General features: G+C 58.3%; 16 protein-coding genes. 5 read left to right on the top strand and 11 right to left on the bottom strand.

Annotation, left to right across the window (positions count from 1 at the left end; translation table 11 throughout):
* Nucleotides 1-397: 397 nt before the first annotated feature.
* A complete protein-coding gene (locus tag FBZ93_RS26940) occupies nucleotides 398-586 on the top strand; it encodes a hypothetical protein (RefSeq protein WP_146990040.1) in 189 nt (62 codons plus the stop codon).
* Between the two features lie 42 nt (nucleotides 587-628).
* Nucleotides 629-1,870 carry a cytochrome P450 gene (locus FBZ93_RS26935; protein ID WP_146990039.1) on the top strand — a complete coding sequence of 414 codons (1,242 nt, stop codon included), beginning with the start codon at nucleotides 629-631 and terminating at the stop codon, nucleotides 1,868-1,870.
* Nucleotides 1,871-2,131: 261 nt separating this feature from the next.
* On the opposite strand, the gene FBZ93_RS26930 is transcribed toward FBZ93_RS26935, so the two are convergent.
* From FBZ93_RS26930 to FBZ93_RS26920, 3 genes are all read right to left on the bottom strand, one after another.
* Nucleotides 2,132-2,437 (bottom strand): hypothetical protein, encoded by a 306-nt coding sequence (locus tag FBZ93_RS26930; RefSeq protein WP_146990037.1) that lies wholly within the window; start codon nucleotides 2,435-2,437, stop codon nucleotides 2,132-2,134.
* A 247-nt stretch (nucleotides 2,438-2,684) separates the two neighbouring features.
* A complete protein-coding gene (locus FBZ93_RS26925; RefSeq protein ID WP_146990035.1) occupies nucleotides 2,685-4,109 on the bottom strand; it encodes a nucleotidyl transferase AbiEii/AbiGii toxin family protein in 1,425 nt (474 codons plus the stop codon).
* Nucleotides 4,106-4,918 (bottom strand): type IV toxin-antitoxin system AbiEi family antitoxin domain-containing protein, encoded by an 813-nt coding sequence (locus FBZ93_RS26920; RefSeq protein WP_146990034.1) that lies wholly within the window; start codon nucleotides 4,916-4,918, stop codon nucleotides 4,106-4,108. Before FBZ93_RS26920 ends, FBZ93_RS26925 begins: the two co-directional genes overlap by 4 nt.
* A gap of 223 nt (nucleotides 4,919-5,141) precedes the next feature.
* On the opposite strand from FBZ93_RS26920, the gene FBZ93_RS26915 reads away from it, so the two are divergent.
* Nucleotides 5,142-5,435, top strand: coding sequence for a hypothetical protein (locus tag FBZ93_RS26915; protein WP_146990032.1), 294 nt, complete (start codon nucleotides 5,142-5,144; stop codon nucleotides 5,433-5,435).
* Nucleotides 5,436-5,445: 10 nt separating this feature from the next.
* Here FBZ93_RS26915 and groL read toward each other — a convergent pair whose 3' ends face one another.
* The 3 genes from groL to FBZ93_RS41115 form a co-directional block, all read right to left on the bottom strand.
* Nucleotides 5,446-7,095: a chaperonin GroEL gene (gene groL, locus FBZ93_RS26910; RefSeq protein WP_146990030.1), complete on the bottom strand. Its 1,650-nt coding sequence runs from the start codon at nucleotides 7,093-7,095 to the stop codon at nucleotides 5,446-5,448.
* Nucleotides 7,096-7,180: 85 nt separating this feature from the next.
* Nucleotides 7,181-7,495, bottom strand: coding sequence for a co-chaperone GroES (locus FBZ93_RS26905; protein ID WP_146990029.1), 315 nt, complete (start codon nucleotides 7,493-7,495; stop codon nucleotides 7,181-7,183).
* Between the two features lie 518 nt (nucleotides 7,496-8,013).
* Nucleotides 8,014-10,179, bottom strand: coding sequence for a hypothetical protein (locus FBZ93_RS41115; RefSeq protein ID WP_246667659.1), 2,166 nt, complete (start codon nucleotides 10,177-10,179; stop codon nucleotides 8,014-8,016).
* 882 nt (nucleotides 10,180-11,061) lie between these two features.
* On the opposite strand from FBZ93_RS41115, the gene FBZ93_RS26890 reads away from it, so the two are divergent.
* A complete protein-coding gene (locus tag FBZ93_RS26890; RefSeq protein WP_208764062.1) occupies nucleotides 11,062-11,268 on the top strand; it encodes a cold-shock protein in 207 nt (68 codons plus the stop codon).
* A 333-nt stretch (nucleotides 11,269-11,601) separates the two neighbouring features.
* Here FBZ93_RS26890 and FBZ93_RS26885 read toward each other — a convergent pair whose 3' ends face one another.
* From FBZ93_RS26885 to FBZ93_RS26875, 3 genes are all read right to left on the bottom strand, one after another.
* Nucleotides 11,602-12,705, bottom strand: coding sequence for a radical SAM protein (locus FBZ93_RS26885; protein ID WP_146990027.1), 1,104 nt, complete (start codon nucleotides 12,703-12,705; stop codon nucleotides 11,602-11,604).
* Nucleotides 12,702-13,955 (bottom strand): APC family permease, encoded by a 1,254-nt coding sequence (locus FBZ93_RS26880; protein ID WP_167529224.1) that lies wholly within the window; start codon nucleotides 13,953-13,955, stop codon nucleotides 12,702-12,704. The genes FBZ93_RS26885 and FBZ93_RS26880 overlap by 4 nt, the downstream gene beginning before the upstream one ends.
* 187 nt (nucleotides 13,956-14,142) lie before the next feature.
* Nucleotides 14,143-14,829 (bottom strand): YqcI/YcgG family protein, encoded by a 687-nt coding sequence (locus FBZ93_RS26875; protein WP_146990024.1) that lies wholly within the window; start codon nucleotides 14,827-14,829, stop codon nucleotides 14,143-14,145.
* Nucleotides 14,830-15,700: 871 nt separating this feature from the next.
* On the opposite strand from FBZ93_RS26875, the gene FBZ93_RS26870 reads away from it, so the two are divergent.
* Nucleotides 15,701-17,668 carry an NEL-type E3 ubiquitin ligase domain-containing protein gene (locus FBZ93_RS26870; protein WP_246667658.1) on the top strand — a complete coding sequence of 656 codons (1,968 nt, stop codon included), beginning with the start codon at nucleotides 15,701-15,703 and terminating at the stop codon, nucleotides 17,666-17,668.
* Nucleotides 17,669-18,558: 890 nt separating this feature from the next.
* Here FBZ93_RS26870 and FBZ93_RS26865 read toward each other — a convergent pair.
* Together FBZ93_RS26865 and FBZ93_RS26860 are read right to left on the bottom strand one after the other, a co-directional pair.
* Complete coding sequence (locus tag FBZ93_RS26865; RefSeq protein WP_146990022.1) at nucleotides 18,559-19,674, bottom strand: histidine decarboxylase; 1,116 nt, start codon at nucleotides 19,672-19,674, stop codon at nucleotides 18,559-18,561.
* A 95-nt stretch (nucleotides 19,675-19,769) separates the two neighbouring features.
* Nucleotides 19,770-20,372: a GNAT family N-acetyltransferase gene (locus FBZ93_RS26860; RefSeq protein ID WP_146990020.1), complete on the bottom strand. Its 603-nt coding sequence runs from the start codon at nucleotides 20,370-20,372 to the stop codon at nucleotides 19,770-19,772.
* Nucleotides 20,373-20,397 lie beyond the last annotated feature (25 nt).

Raw genomic sequence — 20,397 nt, 5'->3', positions numbered from 1 at the left:
TGTGTCGTCGAGCGCCGGCAAACTCAAGCGGCCCTGGTCCAAGCTGCGAGAGCGTCTCGTAGCTTGCCGGGCGCTTGGCGCGTGCACCGTCGCTTAGTCTACGCCGTTACTGCGTTCTTAGCCTCCGAATGAGCCGTTTTCGCTCATCGGTCTCGGCGTCCGATTCCCAGGGAGGAGCGGCGGTACAAGGCACGAAGGAGCTCCGTCTCAAGCTCAGACAACCACGTATGATCCAGACAAGGCGGCGCAAATTGCGTTCGAGACCAACGTTGCGCCTCATATTAACGGCGCCGTTACCTGGGATACTTTGTAACCAAGCATCACCCCACGCTGATTCTGCCAGACTATGTCGCGACGGGCATGTTGCCGGGCATCAGCTACGAAGACGAGCTCGACGTTGAGTGGTACCTTCGCCGCCGCAAAGAATGTTCCGGCCGAAGAGCATAGCAGCGTGACGGCGATCTCGCTCCTGCCGGAAATGGTAGGGGGGCTCGGCGGCGGTTTTGGATATACTTTGCCTATTCGGGCGAGAACCTATTTCCAACTGAAGCACCCGGAACGAACCTATGCGGTTCCGGACTTATAGAGATCATGGGCTCTCCAGAAGGAACCGACCAAGGAGGCCGTCATGAAAACGCTCTTGGAAGCACGCGGTGACGAAAATGCGTGCGGCATTCCGTTGACCAATCTGGATGTAAGCGAAGCAAAGCGTTTTGAAGATGACAGCATATGGCCTTGCTTCGAGCGGCTGCGAAGGGAGGATCCCGTTCACTACTGCCAGGACAGCCCATACGGTCCATATTGGTCGATAACGAAATACCGCGATATCGTGGCCGTCGATACAAATCATAAAATATTCACGTCAGAGCAAGGTGTGACGATTGTCGACGTGCCCGAGGAGCATTGGACTCCGAGCTTCATTAAGATGGGTCCTCCTAAACATGGCGAGCAGCGCAACACCGTAAGTCCGATAGTCGCACCGGACAATCTGGCGAAGCTCGAAGGATTAATCCGCCGTCGCGTCAAAACGATTCTGGACGGCTTGCCGCGCAATGATACCTTCAACTGGGTCGACATGGTCTCGATTGAGTTGACGACGCAGATGCTGGCCACGCTGTTTGATTTTCCGTTTGAGGATCGGCGGCTCCTGACGTACTGGTCGGACATAGCCGTTACAACTCCGAAAATTGGCCACGCCATCGACAGCTGGGACAAGCGAAGCGCAATCCTGTCCGAGTGCTTGGACTATTTCACCCGGCTTTGGCGTGACCGGATAAACTCCGAGCCACGCGTTGACCTCATTTCGATGATGGCGCATTCATCCGCGACTAGGCATATGGAGCCACGTGAGTTCCTTGGAAATCTCATTCTCCTGATCGTGGGCGGGAACGACACCACGCGCAATTCGATCACCGGAGGCCTGCTGTTCATGAAGAAGCACCCGTCCGAGCTACGAAAGCTACGGGATAACCCCAATCTGGTGTCGAGCGCGGTGTCCGAGATTATTCGGTATCAGACGCCGATTGCACACATGCGTCGCAACGCCACGGCTGACACCATCATGGGGGGCAAGCAAATCAGGCAAGGCGACAAGGTCGTCATGTGGTACATCTCCGGTAACCGCGACGATGAGGTCATCGAGGATGCCAACAGATTCGTGATCGATCGCAAGAGCGTGCGTCAACATCTCTCGTTCGGATTCGGCATCCATCGTTGCGTTGGTCGACATCTTGCGGAGCTGCAGCTGAAAATCCTCTGGGAGGAGATGCTAAATGCACGCTTGGAGGTCGAGATCGTTGGCGAGGCGGAGCGAATTGCATCCAACTTCGTGCACGGTTATTCCGCGCTCCCTGTCCGAATCATAGCTTAGTCGCCCGCGCGGTGCCTTTTGACCAGTTTGCCCACTGCATGCGGACCGGCACGGCCTGCTGAAGGTTGTCTTCGCGCCAGCGCCGGTACTTCTCGACTAAAAACTCGCATTGGTCCGCGAGCTTGCCTTCGTGTGACGCATCTTCCAACGGCGTGGAAACTGCAAGCCTCGCCCTCCTCGGGCGTAGGGTTACGGTCAGGCGTTTCGCCTGTCGCGATGTCAATGATCCGCTTAGCGAGCTTGGTTGGGGTCGCTTGGGCGTCATGATCGGCTCAGAAAATCATTGCCAAAGCGATCCCGAAATTCCTCAAACTTCTCCTCAAATCGGTCAAACCCCTCCTTCTTCATCTTAGCGGCGAAGCCGACGCTTCGCGGGGTCCCTTTCAGAGCTGCCCAGAAATAATCGACCATTCCGACGGCATCGCGCTCCGTCATACGGATAATTGTCAGCCTGATGCCCTGCTTAAGGCTGTTAGAGGCAGTCGGTGACACCAAAATCGGGTCGAAGACATGCTCATGGAGATAATCCATGATCTTCTGTTCTTTGGTGCCGAGCGCCTTGGTCATCCCTGAAATATGCGACGTTGACGGTCAACATTCCAGTAGCAAAACAGCGCCACAATCAAACTGACCGCTATCAGCAGTCTACTTTGAGCAGGGTGTTTCCCGAGCCGACGAAGCCTTTTTCAGTGACGGGGCAGCCGCAAGCCTCGAGCAGGTTTTCCGCCTCCGAGGGCTGACTGAATTCTCCACGCCCGAAACGACCCAAGAGGACCAGAGCCAGTCGGAGCTTGTTCATACTGCGACCCAGCTGCTATTTCGTACGGACATAGGTTCCGTATGTGCCGTAACACTGATAGCCAGCACGGTTCTTGTGGGGCCGCAGCGTGCTGTCGTGGCTCTTGCGCTCGAACAGCTTGCCGCAGATCGTGCAACGAAAGACATAAGTGGGGCCGCTGCTTGACGCACGCGATCGCCGACGCGTTGAGGCTCGCGGCAGCACAACGCCGACAGGCCGTGACGTTAGAGGGATCGACTGCGGGCCTGTCGGCGTCAACTCGATCGGATAGCGCGGCGAGAATGTTGTCTGCGTCTGCGAAACTCCTAGAATGCTGTCGAGGCGATAGCTGCGCGGCTGACCGCTATCCGCACGAACTGCCATCAACAGAACATCGCCCGCGCGGGATCGCCGCAAGGAATAGGCTTCGATTGCGCGAGTGGATCGCTTGCCCTGTTGGTCGCGATAGTGGAGATTGACCAGCAAGCGGTTGGCGGCGGCAAAACGAATGGTCTCAATGAAGGTCTGGCCATGTGATCCCGGCGGAAGACCGACGATGCGCTCGCGGATCGCTTCGGCACCGGCACCACCAAGAAGCGGCATCGTCGGCAGCACCGGCGCCGCAACCTGGCCATGAAGCCACCTAAATATCTCCGGCAGGGCATCCCAGAAGGACGCGATCGGCAGCAAAGCCGGAAGCTGATGGTTGAGCATGCCGGACCAGCCGGCCTCAACATCGCCGCGGTGCGGTTCGATGTCGACGAGTTGAGGCAATTGGATGCCTTTGAACGCGCATTTCTCGCGCAGCACCGTGACGAACTGTTGCTGCTCGGGCCGGGCATCGGCGTTGCGGTAAAGGTTGACGACATCGTAGAGATCGCGCGGCCGGGTGCGTTCTGCCAGAGCGCGGAATTTTTCGGCAAAGGCTTCAACGTAGTCGTAGGCGAGCACCTCAATCCCCTCTTCCGGCGCGTCGGAATAGGGATGAAAGATTTCTACCGTCTCGGGTGGCAGGACGACGCGTTCATCGGCGGTCAGGTCGAGCTTGACGCGAGGCAGGGACCGGGTCGGCGAAACCGGCCCCTTGTAACTGATTTTGCCCTGGCATGAGAGATTGCCGCGCGGATTTTTGAGAATTTCGAACTCCTGCTGGTCAGCTGGGATTTCGATGCCGGTCTCGTCGTAAATCCAACCGCCGATTTCGGCAAAGACCCGCCTCAGGAAGGCTTCATCAAGATGCGCCTCGTTACGCAGCGTAAAGTCGAGGTCTTCGGAGAACCGATAGGTCTCGAAGAAGCACTTCTTGAGACAGGTCCCGCCCTTAAATATCCAGTTGTCGGCAAGTTCCTCATGGGCATAGATGCCAGCGAGCATCCAACCAAGGACGTAGTCCTTCTCGATGACATGCGGGTTGAGCGATGTCTGCGCGGCAAGGTCGAGAATTTCGCGCTTGTCGATCAACCAGGTTCTCCGGATGTCCAGGATGGCGGAATGAGGAGCCGCCATCTTGATATGAGTCGCTTGCAATCCAAAGCAGGATCGAGCTTGGCATTGCCTGCCGTGAGGCGGACGCGGCAGAGTTCAAGCAGCGTGGCGCCGTCAGCGCGTCTTTCCGCAAAGAATCCAAGGCGCTTGAACACGGCGCCATTGCCAAGCTGATCGGCGTATTCGATCAGCTTTTGATCGCTGCGGTCGGGCCGTTTGAAATATGCACCCAGGCAATCCGACACATGCTGAATACCCCCGCCGAGCGCTGGGTCATCGAGCATGTCGATGATCGTGCGGTGGACATCGGAGACCGGCACCTTGGTGTTGCGGCGCCAAATGGGCTTGGTGCCGAAGATTTTCTCCGGCTTCAGATGCTTCAGCGTGAAGTCGAACCCCTGGCGCTTCTGATGCCTCTCGCGCATGGCTTGCCCGGTGACGACCACGATGTCTTTGAAAATCTGTTCCGTCAGGTCCCAATGCTCGGCAGCCGTACGGCCGGCGATGTAGCCGGGTGCGAAAAGCGCCGGCACGAGCACCCAGGCATCGTCGAGAACTCGTTCCGAGCCGAGTGTGTCGATCGACGCCGGAATATAGGCACCAGACCCTACCCTGCGCAGCCATCCTTGCTCGCGCCATCGAGCGAGGCGCTTGGCAGCTTCAGTTCGCGAAACAGAGAGCACCTTTGTCACATCGGCAATGTGGATCACGTCGCCCGAGCCGGCGAGAACCTGCCGAAGCTGGGCGCGGCCATGGGGCAGCCGTGACTGGATTGAATTGTTCATGTGCTGTTTTTCGCAAAAATCGTGAATTATTACATATATAGTATATAGAGCTAAGCCAGTAAACAATACTTTCTACGCTGTAATTCGCAATAAACGAGAATTTTGACATTCATAATGCATATAACTACCCAAGCAGGTGAAGACCGGGTTCCAGACCAACACGCTTGAGCCGTGGCCAGTCGCGGTTACCGGCGCGGAGATCCTCGCCTGCCACGAGGCCAGCATGACCGTGACTTTGTCCCAACCGTTGACGTCGGACGCCAAAGCGAACGGACGCTTCGGTAAACAGATCGCCTATTTCAAGAGATCATCAGCAAAAGGCCCGAACAACCAATGGCAGCCGCAGCCCGCCAATCCAGGCTTTCGCCAGCGCCCTTTCCAGCCCCCAAACCCGCCAGGGGCTACCAACATGCAGAAGTGGCCCAACGGGACCAAGGCGACGCGTTGTGAGTTCGCACCCCAAATAGAAAACCCCGGCGTTGCTGCTGGGGTTTTCGCTTTTCGTGGTTTGGCGTGACGCAGCTGGATTAGAAGTCCATCCCCCCCATGCCGCCCATGCCGCCGCCAGGAGGCATCGCGGGGCCGGCCGCCGCCTTCTTCGGCAACTCGGCAACCATGGCCTCGGTGGTGATCAATAGCGCCGCCACGGAGGAGGCATTCTGGACTGCGGTTCGCACGACCTTGGTCGGATCGATGATGCCCTTGGAGACCAGGTTGCTGTACTCGCCCGTCTGTGCATCGAAGCCGTATGAGTACTGAGTCTTCTCCAGGACTTTGCCGACCACGACCGAGCCGTCTTCGCCAGCGTTGATCGCGATCTGACGCGCCGGCCAGGACAATGCCTTGCGCACGATCTCGACGCCGGTCTTCTGGTCGTCGTTCTTGGTGCGCAGGCCCTTGAGCGCTTCGGTGGCACGCAGCAGAGCGACGCCGCCACCCGGGAGGATGCCTTCCTCGACAGCCGCGCGGGTCGCATGCATCGCGTCATCAACGCGATCCTTGCGCTCCTTCACCTCGACTTCGGTCGCGCCGCCGACGCGGATCACCGCGACGCCGCCTGCGAGCTTGGCGAGACGCTCCTGCAGCTTCTCACGGTCGTAGTCCGAGGTGGTTTCCTCGATCTGCGCCTTGATCTGGGCAACGCGGGCGTCGATGTCGGCCTTCTTGCCGGCGCCGTTGACGATCGTGGTGTTCTCCTTATCGATCATCACCTTCTTGGCGCGACCGAGCATCTGCAGCGTGACGTTCTCGAGCTTGATGCCGAGGTCTTCCGAGATGGCCTGGCCGCCGGTCAGGATCGCGATGTCCTGCAGCATGGCCTTGCGGCGATCGCCGAAGCCCGGAGCCTTGACGGCCGCGACCTTCAGGCCGCCACGCAGGCGGTTGACGACGAGGGTGGCAAGCGCTTCGCCTTCGACGTCTTCAGCGACGATCACCAGCGGCTTGCCGGTCTGCACCACGGCCTCGAGCAGCGGCAGCAGCTCGTTCAGCGAGGAGAGCTTCTTCTCGTTGATGAGGATGTAGGCATCGTCCATCTCAACGCGCATCTTGTCGGCGTTGGTGACGAAGTAGGGCGAGATGTAGCCGCGGTCGAACTGCATGCCCTCGACGACGTCGAGTTCGGTCTCGAGCGACTTGGCTTCCTCGACCGTGATCACGCCCTCGTTGCCGACCTTCTTCATGGCGTCGGCGAGGAACTTGCCGATCTCGGCATCGCCGTTGGCCGAAATGGTGCCGACCTGGGCGATCTCCTCGTTCGAGGTGACCTTCTTGGAGTTCTTCTGGAGGTCGGCCACGACGGCCTCGACCGCGAGGTCGATACCGCGCTTCAGGTCCATCGGGTTCATGCCGGCGGCGACGGACTTGGCGCCCTCGCGGACGATCGCAGCCGCCAGCACGGTCGCGGTGGTGGTGCCGTCGCCGGCCGCGTCAGCGGACTTGGAGGCGACTTCGCGCACCATCTGGGCGCCCATGTTCTCGAACTTGTCCTCGAGCTCGATCTCCTTGGCGACGGTGACGCCGTCCTTGGTGATGCGGGGAGCGCCGAACGACTTCTCGAGCACCACGTTGCGGCCCTTCGGACCGAGCGTGACCTTCACCGCGTTGGCGAGGATGTCGACGCCGCGCAGCATACGGTCGCGCGCCTCGACAGAGAATTTGACTTCTTTGGCTGACATGATGAGTTCCCTGAGTTTGATGTCTTCTCGCCTTGGCGGGGCGCCCGGCAGGCGCTCCTCAGGGCGAGCGGTGCGAGCGGGTGGATTAGGCAGCCTTCTTGCTGGAAGACACGTCGGTGAGAACGCCCATGATGTCGCTCTCCTTCATGATCAACAGCTCATGGCCATCGATCTTGACCTCGGTCCCCGACCATTTTCCGAACAGGACGCGGTCGGCAACCCGGACATCGATCGGGATCAGCTTGCCAGTTTCATCGCGGCCGCCCGGGCCAACGGCGATGACTTCGCCCTGCGAGGGCTTTTCCTTGGCTGTGTCCGGAATGATGATGCCACCAGCAGTCTTCTCGTCTGCGTCGATACGCTTGACCACGACGCGGTCATGCAGTGGACGGAAATTCATGAAGCCCTCCTTAAGGATTCGCACAAGTTGACGGTTCTTCGATTGCTAGCAATCGAACCCTGCGAGTGCTAACGCAGGCGCGGTTGAAATAGGACAGTTTTTTCCGCGAGCAAGAGTCTTGAGGCAGAAAAACTGGACACTCCACCCACCTGATCTGCCAGTTGCGCTAATCATCGGCCGGCCTGTACGCCATGGGACTCAATAGTACGATCCGTACAGTTGTGACGCGGACGATGTGCTTATTTGGCACGGGCCAGCCGCGCTGCAGCAACAGTCTATATCCGTAACGACTGACCTATTTCGCATGTGCAAGATGCGTCTGATAGGCCTGCCGGCCACGGGTCGGCTCGCGCTCCATGTGCAACACGATCTCCGTCACTTCGCGCCAACCTCCGCAAAGCTGTCGACGGCCACGCCGCACTGGTGCGTGCGAGCAACTCCACCATGATCCCTTCGCGGGAACAGGTTCTTCCGTTCAAATCGAGCGGAGCGTTTGAAGATTGGCGTATGTGGGTTCTTCAGCGACCTTCTGGGAAGATGCGAACGCGCCGGCGGCCGCCCGTTTCGTCCAATTCGCCCCTGTAAGGCACGCCGCGGATGTTGAAATACGTCGGGTTCTCGGCGTCCGGCATCAGGCGCTGGCCTTCCAATGCGCGGACGAGGTAAGGCGGAAGCAATCGTTCGCGGTGCTCCCACCCTCCGCGGATGAGATACCCAAGATCGACCGCGCCTTCATGCGATGCCCCAGCGTCACTTGTCTGCGGCGGATGATGGGGTTGCTGCGACGGCCCCGCCGCTTCATTTCTCAGCCTGGCGTGAGGATGATGGATTAGACGAACGTCCCCGCGTCCCCCCGGTCCGAGCGTGGCCGAGTAGCGCTCACCGTTGATCGTAAACTGGCTGGGTCCGAACTGGTTTGGCAGCAGATTGATATTGCCCAGTACGTCGATCAGGACGTCTGAGGCTGGTCGGGAGCCGTGCACCCAGCCCTCCCCAACGATAGTCCCGATATCCTGTAGCTCTTCAGAAGACCCGGGTGGACCAACGAACGACGGTGGTCCGGCAATGCCAGACGCCAAAATCGATTGACCATCGTCGTGCAAGTCATGAGGCGTGGGCGGATTGAGATTAACCAGTGACTCAAGGTCGCCGTAGATGTCTGACGACGGATGCCGTGCAGATGATGATGAAGCGGGGGCTCCCACCGTTCCCCTCAACAAATCCCAAGCTTCCTCGCTCGGGGTGGCCGGCATGGCTGGAAGGTCGTAAAACGAGCTGAACTGCGGACCACGGTACGGCGCGGATGATGAGGGTCCGGGTTGTCGGCTCGGCTCCCTCAACAATGTCGGCTGCGTCCCGTCGTAGGGTACGCTCGATGATCGAGAGGGCCCATAGATCGTCTCCCTCAACAAATCCCAGGCTCCCTCACTCGGGGTGGCAGGTGTCGCGGGTAGCGCGTGCGGCACCCCGTACTCTTGCACGCCTGTCCGACCACCTGAATGCGCTTCGGGAGGAGGCAACCCTAACCCTCGGTTCGCATCGAGGACTTGTTGGTATTGGCCAAGGCTCCGCAAATCAGGGTCAAGTTTGGTCTCCTGGGTTTCACGCTTGTACGCCTCAACGTCACGGGCAAACCCATTGGTGGAGAGACGACCAGCCATGGCCCCTCTGTTTTGGGTTTGCAGCCAATCGCTCAGCCTGGAAAGGCGCCGAGCCTGCCTGTCGACAGTCCTCGAATCGATCCTGTGTGTCGCCTTTTCTGCCGCAGCCCACATGTCGATGAGAGTAGCGTCTGCGGGATAAGGATTCAGGCGGCGGATATCGGCTGACAGCGCCCTTCCGGCGCGCGCCTCCCGGAGCTTGTTCAACGCCGCCTTCATGCGAGTGCCGAGTTTTTTTATCGGCGCATCGGTTTCTGCATCGACATCCAACCCAGGTGACAACGCCGGGTTGTCAATTCGAGCTGCAATTGATGGCCTCCGATTCTCGCGCAACAGAGCGCTTAAAGCGCGCAGATTGCCCACTGCATTTCTCAGGGTGCCATCGCTCAAGTTGCCGGTGGCGTTCGCCGCGAACTCCTGAATGATCGCCTCGTCCTCCTCACGGACCCCTTGCGTTCGCGCCGGCTGCTTAGCAGGGTCCGCGCGAAACGTGATCGAAGTGAACTCATGACGCGCCTCGGAGCCGGACGACTTTCCGCTTCCGTTCCCCCCGAGCGCTTTTCCAACTCCTGACTTGATGCGCGACCACAATCCACGTCGTTTGCTGTTCGTGGGTTCGATCGCTGACCGCTCTGGTAGGGTGTAGCGCGCGCTGCTGAAACGATCTTCCTGCAAATTGGACTGCGGCGACAGCTGAGTCGTACCCCCGCCGCGCTCATGGGGGATATCTACACTGTGGCGCGCGGTGCTGAACGAATTGTCCCCCAGCCGCGAATATGACGGCAACCGCATCGAACCGCTGAGTTCGGCGTGGCGGATCTGTCCAGTCCGCACCTCAGGACTCTGCTCAGGCGAATTCGAGCTTGCGGAACCCGCATCGGGTGAATTGAGTTGCAGCCTCTCGATCTGCTGCTCAAAGCTGCTTTGCCGGCCATGCGGCTGCTGTCCCGCCTCCTGCCCTTGCTGCATGGCAGCGTATTGCCGCACCCATGCCCCTGCATTGAATGGGTCGAGTGGATCCATCATGCACTCCTTTCTTTGGTCCAGGTCCCGTGCGCTCGCAGACCTATGCTCCACATGTGCGGGACGCAGGCGGCAGCGGCTCGAGGCGAGAGCGAGACTCGGCTTCTATAGGAGTCAGCTGTCAAAAAGCTGACGAGTGTAAGGAATTCCAGATCACAATGGCGATCGAACCCAGCTTCATCAAAACTGTGACCGAAAGCTCCTGCGCACTGGCGATGACTGCCTGAGTGTGCTGATTCGGACGAAGTCGCCCACCGTTGCAATCTGATCTCGCCCGAGTGCGAGGCGTTTTGGCCGGTGGGCTCTCTGGCATTGGCCGAGGTCAACCTGGAATCGCGGCTTGAACCTCTTTTGCTTCGTTTACTGTGGGCATGTGGCCGACGCGTTGGATAACATAAGCTCACACTCATCGCGCTGCATTTTGACCAGCGTCGTCAACCACCACGCCACCGACTCGGCACAAGCCAATGAGCTGATCGGGAATATCTGGACCATCAAAGATCAGCTTCTTGCAAGAAACCATCCAGAGTACGAAACGTACACTACAATGATAACGCAGCGACGTACCTCACCAAGGCAAGATCGGCGCATGCTGGATGCGCGACGAACTTTCGGCACTCAGTCGCAGCTGTCCACGTCGCGATGAGTGCAGGTTCGACGAAACGTAGCGTGTCGAGATAGTCGCGATCCGAGAGTGGCCGATGATCGATGTCTCGACGCTGTAAACTGAAGCAAAGTGCACCGAGCCGCTATGCTCGATGCTCTCGATGTCCTGCGCGGATCAGGTCCGGGACGACTAAAACAAAAAGCTTCCCAGCGCTCGTCTTGATATTGGCCTCACGCCTCGGCTAGATAGACTGGCTTCAAACTGGAGATACTGCAGTGGCGATGGGTACCGTGAAGTGGTTCAATCCAACCAAGGGATATGGCTTTATCAAACCCGATGATGGGGGACCGGACGTCTTCGTGCACATTAGTGCCGTTGAGAAAGCCGGTCATGACGACCTCGCGGAGGGCGCTCGCATTAGCTATGAACCAAAGAGCGGCCGTTTGGGTAAGGTCTCCGCCGAAGATTTACGAATTGGATAGGGTACGATCAGGATAGGCCGAGCTGAATTGCCGCGTCCGGCCCTCCATCACCCTGGCATCCATCTGGTCTCAGCGCATTCGCACCGCTGAGGTCGTCTGCGCGTCCGCAATCCCAATGCATTGGCGCGACGGCCACTGTCTTGCAAGAGGGCTCTGCAACGAACGGCTTGCGATAGCGAGCAGGGCTTTCAGTCGACTTGCGCGGCGTGTTGACAAACAGCGGTGCTAGCTCCGTGCGCACCAATTATAAGGGGCGACTGAACCTGCACCCCACCAGAGCTGCGCCCTCAACGTTCCCCGACGCTGCAATTGAACGTGTGCAGCAGATGCAATTCACACTTTCACTTTCCCATTTTCCTTCCACAGCATGACTTCGAGCTCTCCCGGGACATCGAGATGCTCAGGGAAATCCGGGAAGGGAATTGAATGTCCGTCGCGCACGAAGACGGCGAGATCGGTCTCGCTGTTCGTTTCGGTATGATGTTCCCGCCTCACCTTTCCGCGACTGGTGTCGAGCACAAACCGGGTCGAGTTGATCCATGATGGCGAGAACAGGTTGAGTTGATCTGCAATGTGCCAGATGCGACCCAAACGCACGCGGAAAGCCGCGGAGAAGTTGATCGGATCCGGAATGAAGATTGACAGATTGCGCACACCCATTCCGTCAAGCCTTTCCAGTAGACGATGAAGTACTAGTTGATGATCATTGGTATTTCGTAGCAATGGAAATTGATTGTAGAGCCTAATCTTGTGCGCTCGAAGATCTGCGATCTTTTCGGAGACCTCTTCGCAGATTTCGTACGGGTGCACGATGTGGAAGGTGGTGCGAAGGCCGTGTCTCGCCAGAATATCAATCTTCTCCGCAGTGAACGCCTTGGGTTCATACACGATCGCTCTTGTATGAATTCGGATTGACTTCACCGATGGAACCAATCGAATTCCTTCGATGATTGTCTCCAGCCGCGATGCTGGCAGCATCAAGGGATCTCCCCCTGACAGGATCACCTCAGTGACTTCCGGTTGGCGGCGAAGGTATTCAATCAACAGGCTGAGATCCGCATCTTGATCATTTGGCTCGTCGATGAACGTGTTCTCGCTCAGCACGTCCATGCGGAAACAATACTGACAGTTTCCAAAGCACTTCGAGGTGGTCAGGAAGAGTGCGCGGTCTGCGTATTTTCGCACTATCGAGGTTTTGTTGGCGTGCCCACAAGCATTTGATCTGTCGTTGACGAAATCCTTCACCTCGTTAGGAGCCCTCAATGAAATTCTGTCCCGCGTTGGAAAGGACACTCGGTGAAGTGGCCCCAGATGATTGCCCAGCGCCTCAACCTCTTCCTTGATCTTCTTCTCATAGAACGGCGTGACTTTCACAGGCAGCAGACCCTCTCTCATCGAGACAGCCTTGAACTCCTCATTGATATGGCGTTGATTCATAACAATCTCGTTCGATTTTTGCGGTTCGAAAAGTACGCAACGAAGGCTGTCGACGCGATATAGAGGAGCGACGACTTGGTGCTAAGCATGATCGGCGCGGAGGGAATCACAACCAAGCCAGCGAGGAGCCACGAAACTGGTCCTCGCCGTAGTCTGGCCAGCGCCATTGCCGAAATGACGTAAATGGCAAGAAAGTTCATTCCGGCCAGGCAGAACATCATTTCGATATTTAGCAACCGAATCTGATCGGCGATCACGACTGCGATCAGACACGCAGCCACAAAATATACACTGTTGCGGGGAGCGCCATTGCGCAAGTAACCGAGGCAGGCGGGAAGAACGCGTTGGCCGGAAAGGTAAAGAACCAGCCGCGAGACGGCCACAACTGATCCGAAGAGATTGGCCGCGATCAGCGCTGTACCAAGCAGTGGAACCAGCCAGCCCGGCGCAGTCGGTGCGCTTTGCACTGCAGCCTGGAACACCGGCGTATCAAAGTTTGATTTGATATCGGAGACATGCACGAGCGCTGCGCTGGTGATGTATAGGCCGCAGACCAGAATGAACGCAAGAAGCATTGCCGGGCCAAACGTCGTCTTAGGATTGCGAAAGTCCGCGGACAAGTGGGACGCAATCTCCCAGCCGGCGAAAGAGAAGAAGATCAGTGGAATCTGCCCTGCGATCGACGAAAGATCTGCCGGGCCGTTGAATCGGACACCATTGGCCCGCACCGCTAGCATGAGCAAGACAACGAGCACGCCCACCAAGAGAGATAATGACCAGCCACCCACGAGCCTTGCGCAGCTCGCGAGTGTCACACTACTGGACAGAGCAAAGCAGGCAGCAAGCAAAATAAGCAGCGGGGCAAGGAGATGAACATCCACGCTGGGGCCGGTCAGTTTTTGGAGGTAAGTCGCCCCCACAATCGCGATGGATGGCAAACCCAATAGTGTCGCTCCAAGAAAAAGCAGCGCTACCAGCAGCTCCAGGTACTGACCGAATGCGAGTTTGGCATAGTATGCCACCCCACCAGTGCTCGGATATGCACTACCAAGAATAACCATTGTTACCAGGATCGGCGCAGAGAGGAGCGAACAGGCCAACCAAGCGTAGATGCCATCCTTGCCGAGCTTTTCGAATACAAGCCCCGGGATCACAAGAATGCCGGATCCAAGGATCACCGTCACGATGAGCAAAAGACCTGAGATAAGTCCCAGGTGCCCCTTGAGTTCGCTCTGGAGTTCCTCTTTCACGTCGATCCTCGGAACGAGAGAGGCGTTCGCCGTAGATCGCGATCGCCACGAACCTCAACTTTGCAACCTCCTGCTCCTGCCTATGTCATTGCCTGGCAGGAAAGCGGAGGCATTGCTCGCCTAACGCCTGAGACCAATGGGCGGCACTCAGGATCTTGACAGAGAAAAAATCAAACCGCGCCGTGCTTCAGTTGAAGCGCAGAGGACATTGTAAGGGGACATCCTCGTTGTTGTCGGCGATCATGTATTGCGGCCACTGGGCTTCACCAAGAAGGTATGACCCGAGCAACGGGCTATGTGTGACGTCATCGTAGAAATCAATGTTGCGTCTGATCTTCGCCGTGACGGCTCTGCCGCGCCGATCGGCGGGAGCGGCGATATCAAAGATCTTGCGAGGATTGATGACGAAGGCTAGCCCATCTCCCATGTTTCTGCTTCTGCGAAGAACGTGCGCTGGATGGCTTACATTCACGAAGAGCTCGCAGCCGTGGAAGCACATCGTCCACGTGTGATGCGCAGGGTCCTTGGACACGTGCGCAGGCCAGGGTCGCTGATCTTGATCAATCAGATACTGCATCGCTTCGATGAAAATCTGCTTGAAGTGGTCCCTGGTCGTAAGTGTTGCGACCGGCTCAAAGAGCACAAGTAGTGGACGATGGCGACTGATATCGAGCGCGTCGATATCGATCTGCTCAACGTAGCTGCGTAAGCCACAAGCAAAACGGTCCAGCTCATATCGTGAATTTTCGCGAACATATGGGACGAGAAGGAAGCGTAAATTACCTCGCCTGACCGCGTTCTGCCCGAAGAAGCAGGGAAAACCAGTACGACTCCCGGCCTCATCTTCGAACTTCGATAGAATGTGCGAAATCACTGCATGGCCTCACACGAATCTTTCAGTGAGGTTGGCGAGTTCACCCTGGTTGATCAGCATGCTCTTTCGCTTTCTATCTGGGGGACGAAGCATTGAGCGGCGTTGGCTGACGGGTCGGCACGCCAGATGCATGAGCCCAAGTGGTAGGTGAGGCATTCCACCGGCGTTCAATCTTTCCGGCGAACCATCGCTTATACGTGTCCGTTTGCCGTTCAGTCTGTCAGAACCACGAATCAAGATGTGAAGCGAAAACGGCGAGATGCGGCGAACCCAAGGTGTTCGGTCACCTCGGGAAGCGCTATTTCCGGGGCCGGGGCCAATGTTCGGCGAGCCTGTCATGGGATGCTTTCTCCTCAGTCATCGTGGAGAGCATTTGCGATTAGCCCTGCAGGGGGCGTGCCAAATGAGCAACTCAATGAGGCCACTCTGATGATCCCGTGTGATGCCCCCCTTCGAAACTTCGACGTCGGCAACCGGACAGTTTGGGTCGTTTTGCGACCACAGCTTTGTGTGGGAGCGAGCGAGAGCCTTCCCAGGACGTATGCAACCAAACAGCCGGGACCGATCTGGGAACTTGTCAATTTGAGGACCCGAACCTGGTGTGGACATGCCGCGTCTGGCTGTAGCTGTTCTGAGGGCGATCAGGCAGCATGTTAGATTCCAACCGGAGCCTTGATTTCGAATGCTTCATCATTGATCAACGCGCATGACAAGGGTTCGACGAACGTCGTTCCGGCGCACTTCTTGTGAGTTTGGCTCTCGCAGAGAGATGGTTGATGAACACAGCACGAGCTCAGCGGTTCGCTGGCATTAGGTCCGACGCTTCCGAACGAGACGCCGGCAAGCTCTCAACCGGCACAGGATCGAAGCCTTGACCGGGGCGCGCGCGAGCTTCGATGCCTCGCCGGCCAGCGAACCATCACTGGACGAAATCCTTGACGCCTGGGCTGGCGTGGACGGACAGGACGAAGCCGAGAACCGGCAAGAGGCGGCAAGACGAACGAGGGCCTGGCGGGCGGCTGGTGATGCGGATGGGCCGCTGAATCTGTCACGGCTGTCGCTGACGGCCTTGCCCACCGCGCTCCCAGAGGAGCTCCAGGATCTCAATGTCGGCAACAATCGGCTGACCAGTTTGCCTGCCGCGCTTCCGGACGTGCTCCAGAGGCTCAGGTGCAACGTCAATCAGATAGTCGGCGCGCCCTCCTGTCTCCCGGCTCCGCTCCGAAGCCTCTCTGCCAATCACAACGCGCTGAGCAGGCTGCCCGATGCCCTCCCCGCAGGGCTCCGGGAACTCGATGTGCGCGTCAACTATCTGACCAGCCTGCCCGACACTCTGCCGGCGCAGCTCTCGCGTCTTGTGGTCGGTAACAACCGGCTGACCAGCCTGCCGGCAATCCTCCCAGCCGCTATGCGGGCGCTCTATGTCCACCACAATCGACTGACTGATCTGCCCGACACTCTCCCGGCTGGGCTTGTATGGCTGGATGCCAGTCGTAATCAGCTGACCAACCTGCCCGAGCCTCTCCCAGCCGGACTTCAGACGCTCAACGTCGGCCGCAACCAGCTGACCAGCCTGCCTGACACCCTCCCGCTCCGGACGCTGCACGTCAGTCACAATCAGCTAACCAGTCTGCCTGAGACACTCTCGGCTGAGCTGCAAAACCTCGTGGTCAGCAATAATCAGCTGACCAGCCTCCCGGAGGCTCTTCCAGCCGGGCTTCGGACGCTCGAAGCCGCGCACAACCGGCTGACCCACTTGCCTGAGACCTTGCCGGCCGGGCTTGAATTGCTCGACGTGAGGAGTAACCAACTGACCAGCCTCCCGGAAACTTTGCTGACGCAGCTGCGCCCCTGGTGCAGGGTCGACCTGGACGGCAACCCGCTGCCCGAGCGGGTACTGACGAACTTAGCAACGGCAATCAATGCGCCGGGCTACGTCGGTCCTCGAGTCTTCTTTTCGATCGGCGGAGAGGCGGGGCCAAGTCAGCCGCCGCCGTTGCACGCAGTCGTGGCGGATTGGGTTGGCGGTGAGCCGGAGATGATGACGGCCTGGCAAGAGTTCGCCGAAGAGGCAGGAGCTCAGGAATATGCCCTCTTTCTCGACCGGCTCAGACGCACCGTGAACTATGGCAACGCCGCGTTTCGGCAAGCGGTGGCTGAGGATCTGCAGCAGGTGGCAACAAGGCCACGATTGCGCGAGCTCTACTTCCAACAGGCCTTGGGGGCGAGCGCGAGCTGCGAGGATCGCATCACTTTGGCCTGGAACCATATGCAGAGCGCGCGCCTAAGCGCCGATGTCGAGGACGGCGCGTATGACGATCGGCTCGACGAACTCCTCGAGCAGGCTCGTGTTCTGTTCCGCTTGGGCGTACTCGACCGGATCGCCCGCGAGAAGGTCGACTCGCTTCGGTTTGTTGACGAGATCGAGGTCTATCTCGCCTATCAGGTCAAACTGCGCGGGCGGCTGGAGTTGCAGCTCCTCGCCCCCGACATGCGCTTCTTCGCCGTGTCCTATGTCACCGAGGACGACCTCGCTGCGGCCGAGACGCGGGTGCGACATGAGGAGGCAACGCAGTTCGACGACTATCTGGCAACCCGCTGGCAACCCTGGGAGACGGTGCTGAGCCGCATCGAGCCCGAGGCCCACTCAGCGATGCAGGAACGGCTTCTCAGGGCGATGGAGGAGGAACTCCCCAACCGCCTGCAGCAACGGCTCATAGCCGATGGCCTAACTGGCGACGAGGCCGAGATACAGCTCGGAGCCCTGATCCGCGAGGAGATCGCCCGAGAGATCAAGGGCGCGCTGACGCGCCAGGTGCGCAGGGACCGCGGCCTCTAAAGATCGGTGAGATCGGCGATCCCCTTCTGGTAGAGACGCTCGGCCGCGAACCTTCGGTCCAACAGGTTCGCTGGCATGCCTCGAGTGTCGATCGCCACTATGCTTCGGCAAGCGCCGACGTCGCAGCCGTGCCCAAACGCTGTGCAAGCGCAGCACAGAGTTCGCGCGCGAGTTCCCGTTGATGTCGGTAGTCAAGGCAGACAGAAGCTAGCGACGACATTGAGATCACCGATGTCGCATCGATCTTCCGCACGATCGATTTCGTGCTCGGCGAACGCGACCCGATGCAACAGCGATAAAAGCCGGCAGCCGCAGAACAGGCAGTCGACCTTAAATTATAGCTCGAGGGTGCGACTTCACCTCGAACCGAATCCCGGGGCGGTTCAGGATGTCTGGGACCGCTAGTTTTGGTGGGCCACCTAATCTGATAGTTGCTATGTGGACGTACGCATATAACCTTTCCATCAACGGGGTGAGGCCGGCTGCTTCGAAGCAAGCGTTCGCCAATCCACTGCGGCGTACAAGTGCCACCGACTGGGTCTCCATGCTCCACTTCAAGCCAGCCTCGCGAGAATAGACATGCTGGAATTCTTAAAGTCCGTCGTCCGTCGATCTGCCGGATCTAGAAACGCAACGGCAATGTAGGGTCGCTGATGAAGCGACGCCAGAGGCGACTTGATTGGCGACGAGCGCCATTAACTACATCTCAAGGCTGGCCAGGAACTGCGTGTCGACCATGTCCAGCATCCGAAAGGTGACGCTTTCGTTCAAATGTATTTCTGCGGGCTTGGAATGATAGGCGTCAAGCAGTCTGGCCTATGTCGGCCATTCCGCGAGATCAGTGGAGAAGGTTCCTTAACTCTGTTGCTGCGGAGCTTCGACATGCCTCTCTACATTTGCACTTTTCGGTTCGTCATTGCTTCGATGAGCTCATCGATTCGGCTCTTTGTTACGCCGGGCATGACGATCAGGTGGCTGACGTCGCTGGTGGCAAGTTGCCACTCGCTCTTCGTCTCTTCTCGAACAGGCGGGAACACGATGGTCAGCGCATGGGGATTGCGCCACGCGTCGATACCGCGTGCATTGAACTCATCGGCAGCGTAACTAGCCAACCGCTCGCATTCAAGAAACGTCCGTTTGATTCCCTGGACACCTAGGCTGCGGGTCACATACCACAGAATAATCGGCGTGTAGGCATTACGCGATCCGGTTAACGTCGCGTCCAAGCTGTCGATGTAATCGATCGTACGCACCACACGCTGGACGTTGTGCTTACGAGAGAGAACGACGCCGCAAGGCATCGGAGCGCCGAGAAATTTGTGTCCGCTGAGCGTGATGAAGTCGGCTCCATCAGCGAAATCAAACGCCGGCTTCGGATCCAAGAACGGCGCGTACGGTCCGCACAATGCTGCGTCGCAATGGAGGTAGACGTCGCTGATTCCAACATCGTGAAGCACGGCGCGAATTTTGGCCGCATCATCTTTGGCCTCCTTCATCGTGGTGCCTATGTTCGCGACTACAACGGCCGGGCGGTGTCGGCCACGGGCCGCCTGCTGCGCTAGATCCTCATAGCTAATTTCTCCACTCGGCTGCGAACTCACCACACAATGCTCCAGGCGGAGCATACGAACTGCTTTATTCACACTGTAGTGCGCCTCTCGCGAGAAGTAGATGACAGCATCCGGATAGAGTTCGCGGCCGAGATACAGCCCATAGATATTCCCTTCGGTTCCCCCGTTGGTGATATATCCCCACCAGTCGTCCGAAGGTGCGCGAAAAAGCTGGGCAAAAAATTCGACAACTTCGCATTCGAAGCCGTGGGAATTGACCCGATAGCTTCCCGAATCGAACGGGTCGCCGGCGTTGTTGCCGGTAAACTTCAGGAAGCGCCATAGCGGTTCATAGTCGAACCCCTTCGCAAACGGATAGCCGAGAAAACTGTCGTTTGCCTTCTCCATGGTCTGGAATAGCTCATCGAGCCGCTTGAGGTCCTTAAGTTGCAGCATGATGAGCGCCTCCTAATTGCCCTTCAGTCTCGGGCCCTGGCAATTCAAGTTCACGAAGGGGCAAAGCTTGCTGAGGCAGCTCGCCGTTGCTGCACTTAGCGAGGTTGGCGAAGCATCGGAAAACACGGTGGCGAACTGCCGACCTGAACCTCGCCCACGATTTTCCACCCCAAACGCTCGTACAGTCGTGCCGAGTCCGAGCTCGTGGCTTCCGTGAATGCCAGTCCTTTCGCCTTGTCCAAGAGCGCAAGGCCGTGTCGATAGAGTAACCCTCCCAATCCAGACCGCTGGAGCAAGGGATCGACGCCGAGCATGGTGAAATACCAATGCGGCTTCTGAGGGTGAAATTTGCCGAATTCTTCGAATACCCTTTCCGCTTCCGCTCGTCTGCGCTCTGGAACGCTACCCAGCACGAATTCCATGAAGCGCGCGTCGTCTCGGTGTACTTTGTCGCTCAACCACAACAGCGCGCCCTTGTCGCCGTTGTCCAAGTACGCACCACTTCCATCCGTATATGGATCGCCGGCATAATGGTCGATGAATCCGCCGAAATGACGCAAGTACCTCACCGGCTCGGGATAGAGCCACCTCGACAAGGGGCACATCGTGAAGGCGGTCGTCAGAATGGCGCTAACCCTCAAGCGATCCTCGGGCGTGACGATCTTGATCGGCTCGTTCTCTCTAGATATGGATTGCATGGTGCATCTCTCTCGGACAGCATAG

It is taken from the genome of Bradyrhizobium macuxiense, from assembly GCF_007993935.1.
GTDB lineage: Bacteria > Pseudomonadota > Alphaproteobacteria > Rhizobiales > Xanthobacteraceae > Bradyrhizobium > Bradyrhizobium macuxiense_A.
Note: the sequence above shows the minus strand (reverse complement) of the source record. Positions and strands in the feature narration are given on the sequence as shown.

What these genes read in the sequence shown, in the direction of transcription:
- FBZ93_RS26935 (WP_146990039.1), top strand. Translation starts at nt 629, where the DNA reads ATGAAAACGCTCTTGGAAGCACGCGGTGACGAAAATGCGTGCGGCATT.
- FBZ93_RS26930 (WP_146990037.1), bottom strand. Translation starts at nt 2,437, where the DNA reads ATGACCAAGGCGCTCGGCACCAAAGAACAGAAGATCATGGATTATCTC.
- FBZ93_RS26920 (WP_146990034.1), bottom strand. Translation starts at nt 4,918, where the DNA reads ATGAACAATTCAATCCAGTCACGGCTGCCCCATGGCCGCGCCCAGCTT.
- FBZ93_RS26915 (WP_146990032.1), top strand. Translation starts at nt 5,142, where the DNA reads ATGACCGTGACTTTGTCCCAACCGTTGACGTCGGACGCCAAAGCGAAC.
- groL (WP_146990030.1), bottom strand. Translation starts at nt 7,095, where the DNA reads ATGTCAGCCAAAGAAGTCAAATTCTCTGTCGAGGCGCGCGACCGTATG.
- FBZ93_RS26905 (WP_146990029.1), bottom strand. Translation starts at nt 7,495, where the DNA reads ATGAATTTCCGTCCACTGCATGACCGCGTCGTGGTCAAGCGTATCGAC.
- FBZ93_RS41115 (WP_246667659.1), bottom strand. Translation starts at nt 10,179, where the DNA reads ATGGATCCACTCGACCCATTCAATGCAGGGGCATGGGTGCGGCAATAC.
- FBZ93_RS26885 (WP_146990027.1), bottom strand. Translation starts at nt 12,705, where the DNA reads ATGAATCAACGCCATATCAATGAGGAGTTCAAGGCTGTCTCGATGAGA.
- FBZ93_RS26865 (WP_146990022.1), bottom strand. Translation starts at nt 19,674, where the DNA reads ATGCTGCAACTTAAGGACCTCAAGCGGCTCGATGAGCTATTCCAGACC.
- FBZ93_RS26860 (WP_146990020.1), bottom strand. Translation starts at nt 20,372, where the DNA reads ATGCAATCCATATCTAGAGAGAACGAGCCGATCAAGATCGTCACGCCC.